This window comes from Vibrio sp. KMM 9700, from assembly GCF_058545285.1.
In genome coordinates, this window is the sequence record NZ_CM178589.1 from 1,451,286 (window position 1) to 1,470,519 (window position 19,234).

Sequence of the window (19,234 nt, forward strand, 5' to 3'; positions counted from 1 at the left end):
ATTTATCTGATACCTTTCTGTTAACGGTAACACAAGGTATCTTTCAGGATGAAAATAAATCAATCAACACAGCACACAAATACAGCGAGTCTAGAGGCCCCACTTGTTTGGTGGAAGTCTGCGACGGCTTATCAAATTTACCCACGTAGCTTTTTTGATACCAACCAAGATGGGATTGGTGATATTAACGGGATCATCGAAAAGCTCGATTATCTTGCTGATCTCGGTGTCGATTTAGTATGGATTTGCCCTTTTTATCAATCACCAAACGATGACAATGGTTATGATATTTCAGATTATCAAGCCATCCACCCAGACTTTGGTAGCCTTGAGGACGTGGATCGTTTAATCGAATCTGCGCACCGTAAAGGGATCCGCATCATAATGGATCTTGTGATCAACCATACCAGTGATGAGCATCCTTGGTTTATTGAATCACGTCAAGACAAGCAAAGCCCGAAACGCGATTGGTATATTTGGCGTGATGGCGCACCAGCCACTGCAGAAAAACCAACTCAAGAGCCAAATAACTGGGAAAGTATTTTCCATGGCAGCGCGTGGGAATATGACGAGACTAGCGCCCAATATTATCTGCACCTTTTTTCCAAGAAACAGCCAGATCTCAACTGGGAAAACCCTGAAGTCAAAGCGGCACTCTTTAAAATGATTCATTGGTGGCTCGAACGCGGCATTGATGGCTTTCGTGTCGATGCAATTAGTCATATCCAGAAAAAACCAGGGTTGCCTAATCTGCCTAATCCAAAAGGCGAAGCGCACGTTTCTTCATTTGACTATCACATGAATGTGCCGGGAATCGAAAAACATTTATATGAGCTAAGAGATCAAGCTTTTGCTCCATTTGATATTGTCACTGTCGGTGAAGCCAATGGTGTGGCCGCTGAGGATTCTTTGATTTGGGTTGAAGAGCCGACAGAAAAGGCCAATGGCGGCGTATTCAACATGATCTTCCAATTTGAACATATGGCACTATGGGCTGATGAAGCTAACCGTCATGAGTTTGATTTGGTTGAATTTAAGCAAATCCTTAGCCGTTGGCAAGATGCGCTAGAAGGCAAAGGTTGGAACGCTTTATACCTAGAAAATCATGATCAAGCACGAAGCATTTCAACATTTGGCAGTGACGAACATTGGTACTCAAGTGCCACTGCGCTTGCAACTTGTTATTTCTTGATGAAAGGCACGCCTTTTATTTATCAAGGCCAAGAAATTGGTATGGTAAATAACAAGTTCACATCCTTAGCTAATTTCCAAGATGTATCGGCGCGTAATCTAGCGAAGAAACTTCAGGCGAAAGGTAAATCCGATCAAGAAATCCTTGAGTTACTAAACCAAGTTTCGCGCGATCATAGCCGAACCCCAATGCAATGGAAAAATGCTGAATTTGCAGGTTTCTCTGACGCTAAAGCTTGGCTAGAGGTGAATCAAAACTACCCTCAAATCAATGTAGAAGATCAACTCAAAGATCCAAACTCTGTTTTAAATTTCTATAAAAAGCTTATTTCTCTACGTAAGCAACATACAAGCTTAATCACAGGGCGTTATCATCTATTGCTTGAAGAAAATGCTCAGATTTATGCTTATCAACGCATTACAGATAAAGAAACCTGGACAATCGTGACTAACTTGAGCTCAAAGTCAGCAAAATTTAACTTAACAGATAAAAAATTGGGCACATTGGTTATCGATAATCAAAACTCAAATAACCCAGATCTAAGCTTGCAGGCGGGTGAAATCGCCCCTTATGCAGCATATGTTTTTCATAAAATACAATAATAGTTTCACGTGGAACATATCTACAAGAAACAAAAAATAACCCTACAAAGGCTGACAATACTCAGCCTCTCTCAAGGAATGAAGCTATGAGTAACTTACTATCATTTGACTTCTGGCAACGCTTTGGCAAATCTCTCATTGTTGTGATTGCTGTGATGCCAGCGGCTGGTATTATGATTTCCCTCGGCAAAGTTGTTGCCATGTATGCTGGCGGTTTCGGCGCAATTGAAACCATTGGCCATATCATGGAAAACATTGGTTGGGGGATCATTGTTAACCTTCACCTACTCTTTGCTGTTGCGATTGGCGGCTCTTGGGCTAAAGAGCGTGCTGGCGGTGCATTTGCTGCGGCGATTGCCTTTATCCTGATAAACCGCACCACTGGTGTTATCTTTGGCGTTAACGGCGCAATGATGGGCGATGAAACTGCAATTGTATCAAGCCTATTTGGTAGCGAACTTCCTGTTACCCAATTCTTCACCACAGTTTTAGGTGCGCCAGCACTCAACATGGGTGTGTTCATCGGCATCATCTCAGGTTTCTTAGGTGCCAACCTTTTCAATAAATATTATAACTTTGCCCGCCTACCTGAAGCCTTGGCTTTCTTTAACGGCAAACGTTTCGTACCATTTGTTGTTATCTTCTATTCGGTTATCGTAGCCTTCGCGCTAGCTGTAATTTGGCCAATTATCCAAGGTGCATTGAATGACTTTGGTCAATGGATTGCGACGTCAAAAGATAGTGCGCCAGTACTTGCTCCGTTTGTCTACGGCACACTTGAGCGTCTACTGCTGCCATTTGGCCTGCACCACACGCTAACGATTCCAATGAACTACACTGAACTGGGTGGCACTTATCAACTGCTAACGGGTGCGAATGCTGGCGCAAGTGTTTATGGACAAGACCCTCTTTGGCTAGCTTGGGTGAGCGATCTTAACAACCTAAAACTGACTGACCCAGCAGCATATCAAAACCTACTTGATACAGTACATCCTGCTCGCTTTAAAGCTGGACAAGTGATTATTGGTGCAGCCTCGCTTATAGGTATTGGTCTTGCGATGTATCACAGCGTTGATAAAGACAAACGCATGCAATATAAACCTATGTTCTTATCTGCTTGCTTAGCTGTTTTCTTAACTGGGGTGACCGAGCCAATCGAGTTTATGTTTATGTTCGTGGCGCCTGTCTTATACGTTGCACACGCTATCTTAACTGGTCTTGCCTTTGCTATGGTCGACTTCTTTGACTTACGTGTACATGCATTTGGCATGATAGAACTCGCAACCCGCGTACCTATGATGATTTCTGCCGGTATTGGTGGTGACTTGATTAATTTCGTATTAGCTTGCCTTGCTTTCTTTGGCGTGAACTATGGCATCTTCCGCGTACTTATTGCGAAACTAAACCTGCCGACTCCAGGCCGTGCGGGCAATTACATTGATGAAAAAGCAGAAGGCATGTCTGAAGATGATAAAATTGATATCATTATCCAAAACCTAGGTGGACGTGAGAATATCTCAGAAGTAGATGCTTGTATGACGCGCTTACGTATTACGGTTAAAGACACAGAGTTAGTACAAGATCATAGCCAATGGAAGGCAACCGGTGCACTTGGTTTAGTGGTGAAAGACCAAGGTGTACAAGCCATATATGGTCCTGGTGTGGATGTAATTAAATCCCACTTGGTCGATAAACTGAGTATGGCATAACTTAAATCAAGGATATTAGCCAAGTATGCATCTCCCCATACTTGGCTAAATAAGGGATATATTATGAAGTTACTAACCCTAAACACCCATAGTTGGCAAGAAGATGATCAGCTTGAAAAACTAGATATTCTTGCGACAGCAATTATTGATCATAGATTTGATGTGATTGCACTGCAAGAAGTCAATCAACTCATGGCAAGCCCAAAGTTATGTAAAAAGTTTATAGGCAATGCTGAGATAGCAGAAGACAACTATGCCTACCTCTTGCAACAGTTACTTGCTAAACATGGTCATCATTACGAGCTCACATGGGATTATGTCCACCAGAGTTATGGTAAGTATCAAGAAGGTTTAGCCTTTTTAACCAAAGCCTCAGTCTTAGCCCATCAAACCATTGATCTGAATGAGAACTATGATGAAGGCTTTTGGAAGCATCGCCGCGCAGTCAAAATAAGCATTGCGCATAAAGAACAAGTCATTGATTTATTTAACTGTCACTGTGGATGGTGGGATGATGAAGAGGCGCCTTTCCAAGCTCAAATAGCAAAGATTATGCAACAGGTGTCAGATCGCCCTAGCTTCTTGCTCGGTGATTTTAATAACCCTAGCCAAGTCAAAAACCAAGGCTATGACTACTTACTGGAACAAGGTTTAGTCGATACTTACAACATATCGCAAAATAAAGATGCAGGTTTTAGCGTGGTCAAAAAAATTGATGGTTGGAAGGAAAATAATAAGAAACTACGCATCGATCTTATCCTAACTAACCAAACACATAAGGTATTACAAAGTCGCACCATGTTTAATGGCAGCAACTATCCTGTGGTATCTGATCACTTCGGCGTCATGACGCAACTAGAGCTAACTGCTCAAGAAAATCAGCTATCTGAAGATGCAGAAGAACTGGTTTCTTTCGGTGTGATTTGATCTTGGCTTAAATGATAATACGCTGCACCCTTCGCTAGCATTTTGAGCTGAATAATCATACTTTCAGATAAAGCTTCACGCTCTTCTTTTTCTAAATCAAGCGCCTGTGCACCAGAAGTAAAGACTATGGTCACAGATGCTTGTGCTTGGATTTGGGCGATTTCACGTGCCATTCCTTTATGCACTAAATATTCAGTTAACTCGGCGCCAAAATGCTCAATTTCTCTTGCCACTGCAGCACGAAAAGCTTGTGATGTGCCAGAACGTTCACGCAATAATAAGCGAAACACGTTTGGGCTATCTTCAATAAATTCCATAAAAGTTTGCACCGAAGTGCGGATCACACTGCGCTCTTTAGCAATACGCTGGCGGGCTTGACGCATTAATTGGCGAAGTAATAATCCACCTTCATCAACCATGACCAAACCTAGCTCGTCCATGTCTTTAAAGTGGCGGTAAAAAGAAGTCGGCGCAATGCCTGCTTCACGGGAAACTTCGCGCAAGCTTAAATTTGAAAAGCTACGATCGGCACTAAGTTGGCCAAAAGCTGCATCAATTAATGAGCGTCTGGTTTTTTCTTTTTGCTGTGCTCGTATTCCCATAAGTATTTATCTTCTTTTTAAAACAAGAGGCACAGTATAACAAAAATCCCCTTAAGGTATATCTTGAATCTTAATCCTAAATTTCCCGCTGTGATCACCGCTGTGGAGTTTCTTAATAGCTGTTTATCTTAAGTAAAAATCAGTTAGTATGAATATAGGAAGGTTTAACCAAAAGGGAATCAATAATGGCGCAAGATAGCAAGCTTAAAACCAAACAAGAAGTCAGCACTCAACCAGAAAGTAACGAGTCCACTCAACCAAAAATAAATACAGTTGCAAGTTTTGATGTGATTGTAATTGGCAGCGGCCCTGGTGGTGAAGGGGCAGCAATGGGACTTACCAAAGCAGGGCTGAAGGTTGCTATTGTTGAAAAAGAAGAAAGTGTTGGCGGCGGCTGTACCCACTGGGGGACCATTCCTTCCAAAGCCTTACGTCATGCCGTAAGTCGAATTATAGAGTTCAACCAAAACCCATTATTTAGTAAGAATAACAGCAGCTTAACTGCATCTTTTAATGATATTTTAGCCCATGCGAAAGGCGTTATCGATAAACAAACCACAATGCGCCAAGGTTTTTATGATCGCAATAATTGTACGCTGTTATTTGGCCTTGCAAGCTTTGTCGATAAGAATACTATTTGCGTCACTAAACAGGATGGCTCAAAAGACTTTTATCAAGCACAAAAATTTGTCATCGCGACAGGCTCGCGTCCATACCAACCACAAGATATAGATTTTGATCATCCAAGAATCTACAACAGTGATAGCATCTTAAACCTTCAGCATCATCCAAGACATATTATTATTTATGGCGCGGGCGTAATTGGTTGTGAATACGCTTCTATTTTCAGAGGCTTAGATGTTAAAACAGATCTTATTAATACCCGAGATCGCTTACTGGAGTTTTTAGATAATGAAACTTCAGATGCCCTCTCCTATCACTTTTGGAATAGCGGTGTGGTAATACGAAATGGGGAAACCTATTCAAAAGTCGAAGGCACTGATGATGGGGTGATTCTTCACCTTGAATCAGGCAAAAAAATGAAAGCGGACTGCTTGTTATTTGCCAATGGACGCACAGGTAACACTGATAAACTTAATCTTGATAGCATAGGCCTCACACCTGACTCACGCGGACAACTCAAAGTAAATAAGAACTATCAAACTAATACAGACAATATCTATGCGATTGGTGATGTGATTGGCTACCCAAGCCTTGCCAGTGCAGCTTATGACCAAGGCCGCTTTGTAGCGCAAGCCATAGCCAAAGGCCAGGCAGACAACTTCTTGATTGATGATATCCCAACAGGTATCTATACCATTCCTGAGATCAGCTCGGTCGGTAAAACCGAACAAGAGTTAACCGCGGCTAAAGTTCCATATGAAATTGGACGCGCCTCCTTTAAGCACCTTGCTCGCGCTCAGATTGCAGGCAAGGATATCGGCAGCTTAAAAATCCTTTTCCATCGTGAAACAAAAGAAATTCTAGGAATCCACTGCTTTGGACAAAGAGCGGCTGAAATTATTCATATCGGTCAAGCAATTATGGAGCAAAAAGGCGCTGCAAATACGATTGAGTATTTTACTAATACGACTTTTAACTATCCAACAATGGCTGAAGCCTATCGTGTAGCAGCCTTAAATGGCTTGAATCGTTTATTTTAATAAGTTTTTCTGATTAAGGATTATTTTTGATAGGTAGGTATTGAAGTGAGGATAACTAGCTAGTTAAGAAAAGCCAAATGCCAGATATGAAAAAGCCCACTATGACGTGGGCAATTTCTTATTTAAACAAAGTCTTACGTATATTTGCTTTATTTATTTATTATTAGAGCCTAGCGATGTCCTACTCTCACATGGGGAAACCCCACACTACCATCGGCGCTATTACGTTTCACTTCTGAGTTCGGCATGGGATCAGGTGGGTCCATAATGCTATGGTCGCTAAGCAAATTCTGGTGCTGATAGGCGGATTTGAACCGCCGACCTCACCCTTACCAAGGGTGCGCTCTACCAACTGAGCTATATCAGCGTGATTCCGCTATGCATCAAAAAAGCCCGCATAATACGAGCTTCCTTGAACAATAAAGACTGATGTAAATTTGCTTTATTGTTGTCAACCTTGTCTAAACAAAGTTGTATATAAGAACCTGGCGATGTCCTACTCTCACATGGGGAAACCCCACACTACCATCGGCGCTATTACGTTTCACTTCTGAGTTCGGCATGGGATCAGGTGGGTCCATAATGCTATGGTCGCCAAGTAAATTCTTTTTATTTAACGTTTCACGTTAAATAATAATTCGGAAAGCTATATTTTTATCTAAACGATAAGGTTCTCACACTCATTTAAGTGTTTCTATTCAATCCAACTACAAAACTTCTTAGGTGTTGTATGGTTAAGCCTCACGGGCAATTAGTACAGGTTAGCTCAACGCCTCACAACGCTTACACACCCTGCCTATCAACGTTCTAGTCTCGAACAACCCTTTAGGACACTTAAAGTGCCAGGGAAGACTCATCTTAGGGCTCGCTTCCCGCTTAGATGCTTTCAGCGGTTATCGATTCCGAACTTAGCTACCGGGCAATGCCATTGGCATGACAACCCGAACACCAGAGGTTCGTCCACTCCGGTCCTCTCGTACTAGGAGCAGCCCCCTTCAATCTTCCAACGCCCACGGCAGATAGGGACCGAACTGTCTCACGACGTTCTAAACCCAGCTCGCGTACCACTTTAAATGGCGAACAGCCATACCCTTGGGACCGACTTCAGCCCCAGGATGTGATGAGCCGACATCGAGGTGCCAAACACCGCCGTCGATATGAACTCTTGGGCGGTATCAGCCTGTTATCCCCGGAGTACCTTTTATCCGTTGAGCGATGGCCCTTCCATTCAGAACCACCGGATCACTATGACCTGCTTTCGCACCTGCTCGAATTGTCATTCTCGCAGTCAAGCGGGCTTATGCCATTGCACTAACCTCACGATGTCCAACCGTGATTAGCCCACCTTCGTGCTCCTCCGTTACTCTTTGGGAGGAGACCGCCCCAGTCAAACTACCCACCAGGCACTGTCCTCACCCCAGATAATGGGGCTAAGTTAGAACATCAAGCATACAAGGGTGGTATTTCAAGGTTGACTCCACGCAATCTAGCGACTGCGCTTCAAAGTCTCCCACCTATCCTACACATGTAGGGTCAATGTTCAGTGCCAAGCTGTAGTAAAGGTTCACGGGGTCTTTCCGTCTAGCCGCGGGTACACTGCATCTTCACAGCGATTTCAATTTCACTGAGTCTCGGGTGGAGACAGCGTGGCCATCATTACGCCATTCGTGCAGGTCGGAACTTACCCGACAAGGAATTTCGCTACCTTAGGACCGTTATAGTTACGGCCGCCGTTTACCGGGGCTTCGATCAAGAGCTTCGACCGAAATCTAACCCCATCAATTAACCTTCCGGCACCGGGCAGGCGTCACACCGTATACGTCATCTTACGATTTTGCACAGTGCTGTGTTTTTAATAAACAGTTGCAGCCACCTGGTATCTGCGACTCTCGGCAGCTTAGAGAGCAAGTCTCATCACCGCTAAGAGCGTACCTTCTCCCGAAGTTACGGTACCATTTTGCCTAGTTCCTTCACCCGAGTTCTCTCAAGCGCCTTGGTATTCTCTACCCGACCACCTGTGTCGGTTTGGGGTACGATTCCTTACAATCTGAAGCTTAGAGGCTTTTCCTGGAAGCATGGCATCAATGACTTCACACCCTTGGGTGCTCGACGTCGTGTCTCAGCCTAACAATTTCCCGGATTTACCTAAGAAATTAGCCTACGCACTTGAACCTGGACAACCATCGCCAGGCCCACCTAGCCTTCTCCGTCCCCCCATCGCAATTGTAAGAAGTACGGGAATATTAACCCGTTTCCCATCGACTACGCATTTCTGCCTCGCCTTAGGGGTCGACTTACCCTGCCCCGATTAACGTTGGACAGGAACCCTTGGTCTTCCGGCGAGGGAGTTTTTCACTCCCTTTATCGTTACTCATGTCAGCATTCGCACTTCTGATACCTCCAGCAGCCCTTACAGACCACCTTCAACGGCTTACAGAACGCTCCCCTACCCCGCATATTCGTAAGAATATGCAGCCGCAGCTTCGGTTTATAGCTTAGCCCCGTTACATCTTCCGCGCAGGCCGACTCGACTAGTGAGCTATTACGCTTTCTTTAAATGATGGCTGCTTCTAAGCCAACATCCTAGCTGTTTTAGCCTTCCCACATCGTTTCCCACTTAGCTATAATTTGGGACCTTAGCTGGCGGTCTGGGTTGTTTCCCTCTCCACGACGGACGTTAGCACCCGCCGTGTGTCTCCCGGATAGTACTTACTGGTATTCGGAGTTTGCAAAGGGTTGGTAAGTCGGGATGACCCCCTAGCCTTAACAGTGCTCTACCCCCAGTAGTATTCATCCGAGGCGCTACCTAAATAGCTTTCGGGGAGAACCAGCTATCTCCAGGTTTGATTGGCCTTTCACCCCTAGCCACAAGTCATCCGCTAATTTTTCAACATTAGTCGGTTCGGTCCTCCAGTTGATGTTACTCAACCTTCAACCTGCCCATGGCTAGATCACCTGGTTTCGGGTCTATACCTAGCAACTCGACGCCCAGTTAAGACTCGGTTTCCCTACGGCTCCCCTATTCGGTTAACCTTGCTACTAAATATAAGTCGCTGACCCATTATACAAAAGGTACGCAGTCACACCACGAAGGTGCTCCTACTGCTTGTACGTACACGGTTTCAGGTTCTATTTCACTCCCCTCACAGGGGTTCTTTTCGCCTTTCCCTCACGGTACTGGTTCACTATCGGTCAGTCAGTAGTATTTAGCCTTGGAGGATGGTCCCCCCATGTTCAGACAAGGTTTCACGTGCCCCGCCTTACTCGATTTCACTGATTATGAGGTGTTGGTTACGGGGCTATCACCCTGTATCGCCAAGCTTTCCAGCTTGTTCACCTGCCTCATCAAAAGCTTAAGGGCTAATCCGATTTCGCTCGCCGCTACTTTCAGAATCTCGGTTGATTTCTTCTCCTCGGGGTACTTAGATGTTTCAGTTCCCCCGGTTCGCCTCATTAACCTATGTATTCAGTTAATGATACATGCTTATGCATGTGGGTTTCCCCATTCGGAAATCCCAGACTCAAGTGGTTTTTACTACCTAATCTGGGCTTATCGCAAGTTAATACGTCCTTCATCGCCTCTGACTGCCAAGGCATTCGCCGTGTACGCTTATTCACTTAACCATACAACCCTAAAAAGTTTTAGTGCTGTATACCAAACAAATAAGATTTGTTTTTGATATTTAGAGGGTTAATCTAAATATCGATTGCCGGACTCAATAGATACGTTTAATTACTTAATAATTAAACGCCAAGACACTTAAATGTGTGTTTGTTTACTTATCTTAAAAGATAAGATTGAGAACTTTTGGTGAAATAATAAAAATTGAAATTTATTATTTCGTCAGCTTTCCAAATTGTTAAAGAGCAAACTCACTGAAAACAGTGAAGTTATTGATAAATACATTCAACATGCACTTATCAATAACGCTTTAATATTTAAACATATCAATCTGTGTGGACACTCATCTATGCACTTTTCGTATAAGGAGGTGATCCAGCCCCAGGTTCCCCTAGGGCTACCTTGTTACGACTTCACCCCAGTCATGAACCACAAAGTGGTAAGCGTCCTCCCGAAGGTTAAACTACCTACTTCTTTTGCAGCCCACTCCCATGGTGTGACGGGCGGTGTGTACAAGGCCCGGGAACGTATTCACCGTGGCATTCTGATCCACGATTACTAGCGATTCCGACTTCATGGAGTCGAGTTGCAGACTCCAATCCGGACTACGACGCACTTTTTGGGATTCGCTCACTTTCGCAAGTTGGCTGCCCTCTGTATGCGCCATTGTAGCACGTGTGTAGCCCTACTCGTAAGGGCCATGATGACTTGACGTCGTCCCCACCTTCCTCCGGTTTATCACCGGCAGTCTCCCTGGAGTTCCCACCATTACGTGCTGGCAAACAAGGATAAGGGTTGCGCTCGTTGCGGGACTTAACCCAACATTTCACAACACGAGCTGACGACAGCCATGCAGCACCTGTCTTACAGTTCCCGAAGGCACCAAAGCATCTCTGCTAAGTTCTGTAGATGTCAAGAGTAGGTAAGGTTCTTCGCGTTGCATCGAATTAAACCACATGCTCCACCGCTTGTGCGGGCCCCCGTCAATTCATTTGAGTTTTAATCTTGCGACCGTACTCCCCAGGCGGTCTACTTAACGCGTTAGCTCCGAAAGCCACGGCTCAAGGCCACAACCTCCAAGTAGACATCGTTTACGGCGTGGACTACCAGGGTATCTAATCCTGTTTGCTCCCCACGCTTTCGCATCTGAGTGTCAGTATCTGTCCAGGGGGCCGCCTTCGCCACTGGTATTCCTTCAGATCTCTACGCATTTCACCGCTACACCTGAAATTCTACCCCCCTCTACAGTACTCTAGCCTGCCAGTTTCAAATGCAGTTCCGAGGTTGAGCCTCGGGCTTTCACATCTGACTTAACAAACCACCTGCATGCGCTTTACGCCCAGTAATTCCGATTAACGCTCGCACCCTCCGTATTACCGCGGCTGCTGGCACGGAGTTAGCCGGTGCTTCTTCTGTTGCTAACGTCAAGCAACGCAGTTATTAGCTACGCTACCTTCCTCACAACTGAAAGTACTTTACAACCCGAAGGCCTTCTTCATACACGCGGCATGGCTGCATCAGGCTTTCGCCCATTGTGCAATATTCCCCACTGCTGCCTCCCGTAGGAGTCTGGGCCGTGTCTCAGTCCCAGTGTGGCTGATCATCCTCTCAGACCAGCTAGGGATCGTCGCCTTGGTGAGCCATTACCTCACCAACTAGCTAATCCCACATAGGCATATCCTAACGCGCAAGGCCCGAAGGTCCCCTGCTTTGGCCCGAAGGCATTATGCGGTATTAGCTATCGTTTCCAATAGTTATCCCCCACATTAGGGCAATTTCCTATGCATTACTCACCCGTCCGCCGCTCGACGCCGAAGGTGCAAGCACCTTCTCGTTTCCGCTCGACTTGCATGTGTTAGGCCTGCCGCCAGCGTTCAATCTGAGCCATGATCAAACTCTTCAATTTAAGATTTTGTGTCTTTCGACAAGCTCAATGAATACTGACTTCAAAACTAATTCTTATCCGAAAATAAGATGTAATTCTAAAGCTATTATCTTTCCAACAGAAAGATAATGAATTGACTGTGCCAAGTTTTCTATATCGTTAAACGATAAGAAATCTCGATTTGGTCACTAGTTCATTGAAATTTTGACTCTTAGTAAACTAAGAAGTCTAATTGTACAATCAACGAGTGCCCACACAGATTGATAGGTTTAAATTGTTAAAGAGCTTGTTCAATCAAAGCAGCGCTTCTCTTGAACAGGGCGGCCATTCTATCGAATTATAAGAAAGTGTCAAACACTTTTTTACATTTTTCTGATTTATTTTTGAAATTTTCATGAAACTTCAAAAAACCGCTTAATCACTGACTGCGTTTTGGTTAACGCTTGTTAGCCCCGCCGTGTCAGTGAGTGCGCATTATAGGGAGATTGATCACATTAGCAAGCGTTTTTTAGGATTAATTTAAACTATTTTTATTTCGTCTAAACTACGTACGAATAACGTCTATTTTTACATCAAAACTGCGTAATAACGTGATTTTTGCTAATCTGAGTAGATATGCAGCGTATCAATAAATAAAAATAAATGGGGAAACACATGATACAAGTAAGAAGCTTTAAAGGTATTACACCTAAAATAGCCAAAACAGCTTATGTAGATAAAACTGCTGTTTTAGTTGGTGAGATTGAAATAGGGGAAGATTCGAGTATCTGGCCATTGGTGGCAGCCCGTGGTGATGTAAACTTTATCAAAATTGGCAGCCGAACCAATATCCAAGATACGAGTGTCTTGCATGTGACACATAAAAATACTGAAAATCCACAAGGCTATCCTTTAATTATTGGTGATGATGTCACCATAGGACATAAAGTCATGCTGCATGGCTGTGAGATAAAAGACCGAGTTCTTGTAGGAATGGGCAGTATTGTTTTAGATGGTGTTGTGGTTGAATCTGATGTAATGATAGGTGCTGGTAGTCTAGTACCGCCGGGTAAAACTCTTGAATCTGGCTATTTATATGTCGGCAGCCCAGTGAAACAAGCTCGCCTATTAACAGAAAAAGAAAAAGCCTTCTTATTAACATCTGCCAATAATTATGTGCAGAATAAAGAAGACTTTCTTCATAGTGTGATTGAGGTTAAACCTAGCATCCAAGAATAAGCTTAGATTTCATCACTTAAAATCACTTGCCCAAATTCATCATAGCTTTCAGCTTCGATTAGACTTTGGGCTTCTTCTTCTAACTCAAAGTGGCAAACTTCATACGCTTCGAATGCTTTGCCAATATCATCAACAACCATTTGCGCCGATTGTTGAAGTTTTTTCTTACTCACAACACACTCAACTCTTTGACCTTGTACTTGGGCAACAAAAATAAGCAGCTGATCTTTTTCATTCCAAGTAATATCATCTGAAAAGATAATGCCTTGATTCATTCATTCTTCCTCTTTATATACCCAAGAAATTTAAGCCTGAATATTTTTTCTTAATTCACGCAGCACTTGTTTCGCACCAGGGCGAAGACCACGCCATAACATAAAGCTCTCCGCAGCCTGTCCAACCAACATGCCTAAGCCATCAAAAGCTTGGATAACGCCATTAGATTTTGCCCATTGGTTAAACTTAGTATCACCTGCGCCATATATCATGTCATAAGTGACAGTCTGTGGGCTAAAAATAGCTTCACTGATTTGTGGTAATTGCGAGCTTAAGCCAGCTGAGGTCGCATTGATCACTATATCAAAGCTTGAATGAACCTCATCTATCGCTTGCGCTTCTATCGAACCAAAAGGTGCAAATAAGTCAGCTAATTGCTGCGCCTTTTCAAAAGTACGATTGGTTAAGGTTACTTTTTGTGGATTTTGCTCCAACAATGGCTTTAATACACCACGAGTTGCGCCGCCTGCTCCAATAATCAAAATATTAGCGCCCTCAAGCTCAATTTGATAATTCAGCAAATCTTGGACTAAACCTGCGCCATCTGTGTTATCACCGATGATCTCGCCATCATCCAAGCGCTTTAAGGTATTCACTGCGCCAGAAAGCTCAGCTCTTTGAGTCAGTCTATCTGCATAATTAAAAGCATCTTGTTTGAACGGCGCCGTCACATTACAACCGCGCCCACCTTGGCTAAAGAAGTGATCGATATAAGCATCGAACGCTCCTTCAGGGATAAGCAAGCTTTGATAATGAATAGGCTGCATCGTTTGGCGAGCAAATAGTGTATGAATCAAAGGTGATTTACTTTGAGCAATAGGATTCCCTACCACAATATAAACATCTTGAGTCGAGCCAAGCGCCGCGGATAAATTGTCTGGAAATGAAATCATACTGCCTCTTTATATAGAAAACATAGCTGGTATATAGTGGATAGCTAAAAACTGTTTACTATTTATATCGCATCGCCTTGTTATACCCAATCCCTTGGCTTTAAATAATTTTGATATAAATCTGCCTCGGCGCTATTAGGTTCAACTTGATATTGATATTCCCAACGCACCAAAGGTGGCATCGACATTAAGATTGACTCAGTGCGGCCACCACTTTGTAGTCCAAATAAAGTACCACGGTCATAAACTAAATTAAACTCAACATAACGACCACGACGATATAATTGGAAATCACGCTGCTTTTGTGTGAACTCGGTTTGATAACGTTTTTTAACGATTGGTAGATACGCTTGCATAAAGCCTTCGCCAACGGCTTTGGTATAAGCAAAACTTTTCTCAAAGCCAAGTTGGTTAAAGTCGTCAAAGAATAATCCTCCGATACCACGGGTTTCATCACGATGTGGTAGGAAGAAATATTTATCACACCATGCTTTATGTTCGGCATATAAATTGTCGCCGAACTTACCACAAATATCTTTAGCGGATTGATGCCAGAAACGACAATCTTCTTCAAACGGATAGAAAGGCGTGAGATCAAAGCCACCACCAAACCACCAGATCGGCGCATGGCCTTCTTTTTCAGCAATAAAGAAGCGAACATTGGCATGCGTGGTCGGCACATAAGGATTATGTGGGTGGATCACAATCGATACCCCCATTGCCTCAAAACGTCGACCTGCGAGTTCAGGACGATGCGCCGTTGCCGATGCAGGCATCTTGTCGCCAAACACATGTGAGAAATTCACCCCAGCTTGCTCAAAAACACTGCCCTCTTTTAAGACGCGGCTTTCACCGCCACCACCAAGAGGTTTCTTAGGATCATTTTTATCTCGCTGCCACGCATCAAGCTCAAAACTCTTACTCTCGATTGACTCGACTTGTTGGCAAATTGAATCTTGCAAGCGAAGCAAAAATGCTTTCACAGCGGACTTATCAATTTGATCTAAGCTGTTTTGAGTTGGTGTTACATCTGAGTGATTCATGGCTTACCCTTGTCTTAAGACTTTTTCGCTACGCGCATCACGGATTTGAGTTGGTTTATCAAGTCCGCCAACTTTCCCTTCGACCAAGGTTACTTTATCTAGTCCTAACTGCTCAATCACTTCTTCTTGAGTGCGACAAGGTGGCAAGGTGGTTAGGTTTGCGCTCGTTGAGGTGATTGGCTTACCGAAGGCTAAACATAATTCTTGCACAATCGGATGATCACTCACGCGCACCGCAACAGAATCAAACTGACCTGTGACAGCCTTTAAAACTGACGATTTAACCGGCATCACCCAAGTGACAGGACCAGGCCAAGTTGCTTTAACTTGCGCGATTTGCTCGGCGCTTAGCTGAGATTCATCGATATAATCTAAAAGCTGCTCATAAGTCGCTGCGATTAAAATCAGTCCCTTTTCAACTGGACGCTGTTTTAGTTCCAACAAAGCTTCAATTGCCGCTTGGTTATCCGGATCACAACCGACACCAAATACAGCTTCGGTTGGGTAGGCAATCACCTTGCCAGCTTGCAGTGCTTTTGTTGCTTGCGTAATCGAACTCACAAAAAACCTCTTTACTTATAAGGCAAAAATAAACAAATTAAACTTACGCAAACGTTTTCCTTAGGTAAGTTACACCGTATAATACTGAAAATTATTTTTTCTGTCTTGATCAATTTTTTAACAATTTTTCTGGCAATTTATACAAACCTAAATCTTTATATAAAGAAGCAACAGGAGCTTGAAATGAAAGTCGGCATTATTATGGGGTCTAAATCTGATTGGCCAACCATGCAACACGCAGCGCAAATGTTAGAGCAATTAGGTGTGAGCTATGAAACCAAAGTTGTTTCAGCCCACCGTACACCTCACCTTCTTGCTGAGTATGCCGAAACCGCTCAAGAACGTGGCCTTAGTGTGATTATTGCTGGCGCAGGTGGCGCAGCGCATCTTCCTGGTATGACGGCAGCTTTCACTCCTTTACCTGTTTTAGGTGTGCCGGTTCAATCGCGCGCTTTATCAGGTGTTGACTCATTGCACTCAATTGTTCAAATGCCAAAAGGAATTGCCGTGGGCACTCTTGCTATTGGTGATGCTGGCGCTGCTAATGCTGGCTTACTTGCTGCGCAAATCGTCGGCACTAGCGATCCTAAAGTAATGGATGCAATTAAAGCTTTCCGCCAAGCGCAAACCCAAGCTGTGTTAGATAATCCAGATCCGTCGCAAGCTTAATTTTCATGATGACTCGCTTTACCTTTGAATAATTTTATCGCTTACAGGAATACAAGAATGCAGATCCTCGTTTTAGGTGCAGGCCAACTTGCACGTATGATGGCACTTTCAGGCGCTCCTTTGAATCTTCAAGTGATGGCATTTGATGTCAACACCAATCAGGTGGTTCACCCAGTATCAAACCAAGTTTTCCAAGAGTTTAATTCAGCAGATAGCGCAGCCGACTCACTTTCTGCGCTCAAGGCTGCCATTGCTCAATGCGATGTGATCACCGCAGAATTTGAGCATATTCCATTGGATATTCTCGATGTTTGTGAACAAAGCGGTAAATTAAAACCAAGCGCTCAAGCCATCTTAACCGGTGGCGATCGCCGTGTAGAGAAAAAGCTCTTAGATGATGCCAAGGTTAGCAATGCGCCTTACGCTTTGATTAATACCAAGCAAGATTTTGAACAAGCGATTGAAAGCTTAGGTTTGCCTCTCGTTTTGAAAACTGCGCTTGGTGGCTATGATGGCAAAGGCCAGTGGCGTATCAAAGAGATGTCACAGTTTGATGATACTTGGACAGAAATGGCTGCAGCGCTCGCAGTTGAGCCTACTCAGGGCAACCCTGCTCAAGGCATAGTCGCAGAGAAATTCATTCCTTTTCAACGTGAAGTTTCAATTATTGGCGCGCGCAATCCGCAAGGTGAAGTTATCACCTATCAGCTTGCACAAAATACGCATTTAGATGGTGTGCTGCGTTTTTCGCTAACCATTGAGGATGCAGATCTTCAAGCACAAGCGACTGAAATGTTCCAAGCGATCACTCAAACCTTGGATTATGTTGGCGTATTAGCGGTTGAGTTTTTCGACTTAGACGGTAAATTACTAGTGAATGAGATTGCGCCACGTGTGCATAACTCAGGGCACTGGACGCAGCAAGGCAGTGATGTTTGTCAGTTTGAAAACCACTTGCGCGCAGTTGCCGGCCTACCTCTTGGTCACCCGAATGCGAAACCATCGGCGATGATTAATCTTCTTGGGATAGATGAGCTGCCACAAGAATTACTGGCGATCCCTTATTGCCATATTCATTGGTATGGGAAGGAAAAACGTGCGGGACGTAAGATGGGACATATTAATGTGGTTGGACGCACGCCAGAGATCCTACGCGCGCGTTTAGTGGAAGTAGCCAAGCACTTGAATGAGAAAGACTTTCCGAAACTTCAAGAAATGATCCAAGCCTAAATATGCAAACCAGTTAAAATTGCAGCAGGGCAATAAGCGAAATAGCCCAGCTGCAGTTTTAGTTTTGAAGGGATTCGTTTTGCAGTGCCTGACACTTGCGATCAGCGCAGACTAAAGACTCACCCTTGGCTGTTTTCTTGAGTGCTAATAATTTAAAGCCGCAACTTTGGCATACGCCTACTTGTGGCTCTAAATTAAGTGAAAACTTACACTTAGGGTAAGCATTACAAGCATAAAAGCGCTTCCCAAAACGAGAATTCCGCGCCACTAACTCACCTTTTTGACACTCAGGGCAAGCTAATTGCTCAGATTCTTCAACCTGCTTTGGCTCATCTTTTGATTCAATATGGGTACACTCAGGGTACAAACTGCAACCAATAAACATCCCATAACGCCCTTGGCGTAAAACCAATTCACCGTTGCGGGCTTGGCTTTGGCACTCAGGGCAAGGTACTTCTAATGACTTGATAATATGTCCATCATTATTATGCAGGGCTTCAATATATTCACATTCAGGATATAGCTTGCAGCCAAGAAATGGGCCACGTTTACCATGACGCACTTCAAGCACACCCTCGCGCCCATTTGCTGCACATTCAGGACAAGGTCTGTGCTCTAACGCATGGGCTTTGGCTTCAAAGAGATCATGGTTAATCTTATTCATTAATGCAGTTGTCCTTGCTGGGCTGCAAACAAAAGCTCTTCCATTTGAGTATAAGCACTCTCATTTCCCGGTACATTAAACAGCACCATTAAAATAACCCATTTCAAATCTTCGATTTCAATCTCGGCAGAGTCTAAGCTCATCACGCGATCAATCACCATTTCACGGATTTCAGGCGTGAGCACCTCAATTTGTTCAAGGAAAAGTAAGAAACCGCGGCACTTTAGATTAATCTTGATGCTTTCTTCATAGGTATAAATACGCATTGAGGTTGGCGCTGACATGCGCAGTGCATGCTCACCATCTTGATCATGTAATGCGGCTAACTCTTCAAGCCAATTTAACGCTTTATATATATCTGGAGTTTTAAAACCAGCACGCACAAGCTCTGTTTCAAGCTCGTCTTGGTCTAATTGAAGCTCATTATCACTATGGATATAAGTTTCAAATAGGTACATCAATATATCCATCATAATT

At 43.9% G+C, this 19,234-nt stretch carries 14 protein-coding genes, 1 tRNA gene and 4 rRNA genes; 7 read left to right on the plus strand and 12 right to left on the minus strand.

The window, feature by feature from the left end:
• The first annotated feature begins 48 nt into the window (after nt 1–48).
• The 3 genes from AC2VOY_RS06490 to AC2VOY_RS06500 all read left to right on the plus strand — a co-directional run bounded on the left by AC2VOY_RS06490 (nt 49) and on the right by AC2VOY_RS06500 (nt 4,430).
• A complete protein-coding gene (locus AC2VOY_RS06490) occupies nt 49–1,794 on the plus strand; it encodes a glycoside hydrolase family 13 protein (RefSeq protein ID WP_491830473.1) in 1,746 nt (581 codons plus the stop codon).
• An 86-nt stretch (nt 1,795–1,880) separates the two neighbouring features.
• Nucleotides 1,881–3,503 (plus strand): PTS transporter subunit IIBC, encoded by a 1,623-nt coding sequence (locus AC2VOY_RS06495; RefSeq protein WP_491830474.1) that lies wholly within the window; start codon nt 1,881–1,883, stop codon nt 3,501–3,503.
• Nucleotides 3,504–3,566: 63 nt separating this feature from the next.
• Nucleotides 3,567–4,430, plus strand: a complete 864-nt coding sequence (locus AC2VOY_RS06500) for an endonuclease/exonuclease/phosphatase family protein (protein ID WP_491830475.1) — start codon at nt 3,567–3,569, stop codon at nt 4,428–4,430.
• Here AC2VOY_RS06500 and fabR read toward each other — a convergent pair.
• The gene (fabR, locus tag AC2VOY_RS06505; protein ID WP_491830476.1) at nt 4,382–5,032 is read right to left on the minus strand and encodes an HTH-type transcriptional repressor FabR; all 651 of its coding nucleotides are present in this window, start codon (nt 5,030–5,032) and stop codon (nt 4,382–4,384) included. The two genes, AC2VOY_RS06500 and fabR, sit on opposite strands and share 49 nt — an antisense overlap.
• A gap of 185 nt (nt 5,033–5,217) precedes the next feature.
• On the opposite strand from fabR, the gene sthA reads away from it, so the two are divergent.
• On the plus strand, nt 5,218–6,696 hold the full coding sequence (sthA, locus tag AC2VOY_RS06510) for a Si-specific NAD(P)(+) transhydrogenase (protein ID WP_491830477.1): 1,479 nt from the start codon (nt 5,218–5,220) through the stop codon (nt 6,694–6,696).
• Nucleotides 6,697–6,864: 168 nt separating this feature from the next.
• Here the strand turns inward: sthA and rrf (AC2VOY_RS06515) are convergent.
• From rrf (AC2VOY_RS06515) to AC2VOY_RS06535, 5 genes are all read right to left on the minus strand, one after another.
• Nucleotides 6,865–6,980 (minus strand): 5S ribosomal RNA (rrf, locus tag AC2VOY_RS06515).
• Between the two features lie 7 nt (nt 6,981–6,987).
• Nucleotides 6,988–7,063: transfer RNA gene (locus tag AC2VOY_RS06520), tRNA-Thr, on the minus strand.
• Between the two features lie 116 nt (nt 7,064–7,179).
• Nucleotides 7,180–7,295: ribosomal RNA gene (gene rrf / locus AC2VOY_RS06525) — 5S ribosomal RNA — on the minus strand.
• A 131-nt stretch (nt 7,296–7,426) separates the two neighbouring features.
• Nucleotides 7,427–10,320: ribosomal RNA gene (locus AC2VOY_RS06530) — 23S ribosomal RNA — on the minus strand.
• 361 nt (nt 10,321–10,681) lie between these two features.
• Nucleotides 10,682–12,224: ribosomal RNA gene (locus tag AC2VOY_RS06535) — 16S ribosomal RNA — on the minus strand.
• Together the 16S, 23S and 5S rRNA genes with 1 tRNA gene alongside form the textbook arrangement of a ribosomal RNA operon.
• Before the next feature lie 633 nt (nt 12,225–12,857).
• Between AC2VOY_RS06535 and AC2VOY_RS06540 the strand changes: the two genes are divergently transcribed.
• Nucleotides 12,858–13,421: a gamma carbonic anhydrase family protein gene (locus AC2VOY_RS06540; protein WP_491830478.1), complete on the plus strand. Its 564-nt coding sequence runs from the start codon at nt 12,858–12,860 to the stop codon at nt 13,419–13,421.
• Between the two features lie 2 nt (nt 13,422–13,423).
• Here AC2VOY_RS06540 and AC2VOY_RS06545 read toward each other — a convergent pair whose 3' ends face one another.
• From AC2VOY_RS06545 to tsaC, 4 genes are all read right to left on the minus strand, one after another.
• The gene (locus tag AC2VOY_RS06545) at nt 13,424–13,696 is read right to left on the minus strand and encodes a DUF1488 family protein (protein WP_491830480.1); all 273 of its coding nucleotides are present in this window, start codon (nt 13,694–13,696) and stop codon (nt 13,424–13,426) included.
• 30 nt (nt 13,697–13,726) lie between these two features.
• On the minus strand, nt 13,727–14,590 hold the full coding sequence (gene aroE, locus AC2VOY_RS06550) for a shikimate dehydrogenase (RefSeq protein WP_491830481.1): 864 nt from the start codon (nt 14,588–14,590) through the stop codon (nt 13,727–13,729).
• Between the two features lie 80 nt (nt 14,591–14,670).
• Complete coding sequence (gene hemF / locus AC2VOY_RS06555; RefSeq protein WP_491830482.1) at nt 14,671–15,633, minus strand: oxygen-dependent coproporphyrinogen oxidase; 963 nt, start codon at nt 15,631–15,633, stop codon at nt 14,671–14,673.
• 3 nt (nt 15,634–15,636) lie between these two features.
• Entirely contained in the window at nt 15,637–16,194 is a 558-nt protein-coding gene (gene tsaC, locus AC2VOY_RS06560; protein WP_491830483.1) for an L-threonylcarbamoyladenylate synthase type 1 TsaC, read from the minus strand.
• 183 nt (nt 16,195–16,377) lie between these two features.
• On the opposite strand from tsaC, the gene purE reads away from it, so the two are divergent.
• Together purE and AC2VOY_RS06570 are read left to right on the plus strand one after the other, a co-directional pair.
• Nucleotides 16,378–16,863, plus strand: a complete 486-nt coding sequence (purE, locus tag AC2VOY_RS06565) for a 5-(carboxyamino)imidazole ribonucleotide mutase (protein ID WP_491830484.1) — start codon at nt 16,378–16,380, stop codon at nt 16,861–16,863.
• A 57-nt stretch (nt 16,864–16,920) separates the two neighbouring features.
• Complete coding sequence (locus tag AC2VOY_RS06570; RefSeq protein WP_491830485.1) at nt 16,921–18,093, plus strand: 5-(carboxyamino)imidazole ribonucleotide synthase; 1,173 nt, start codon at nt 16,921–16,923, stop codon at nt 18,091–18,093.
• Nucleotides 18,094–18,151: 58 nt separating this feature from the next.
• Here the strand turns inward: AC2VOY_RS06570 and AC2VOY_RS06575 are convergent, their stop codons facing one another.
• Together AC2VOY_RS06575 and AC2VOY_RS06580 are read right to left on the minus strand one after the other, a co-directional pair.
• Entirely contained in the window at nt 18,152–18,757 is a 606-nt protein-coding gene (locus AC2VOY_RS06575) for a topoisomerase DNA-binding C4 zinc finger domain-containing protein (RefSeq protein WP_491830486.1), read from the minus strand.
• On the minus strand, nt 18,757–19,233 hold the full coding sequence (locus AC2VOY_RS06580) for a DUF494 family protein (RefSeq protein ID WP_491833036.1): 477 nt from the start codon (nt 19,231–19,233) through the stop codon (nt 18,757–18,759). The genes AC2VOY_RS06575 and AC2VOY_RS06580 overlap by 1 nt, the downstream gene beginning before the upstream one ends.
• Nucleotide 19,234: the final 1 nt, after the last annotated feature.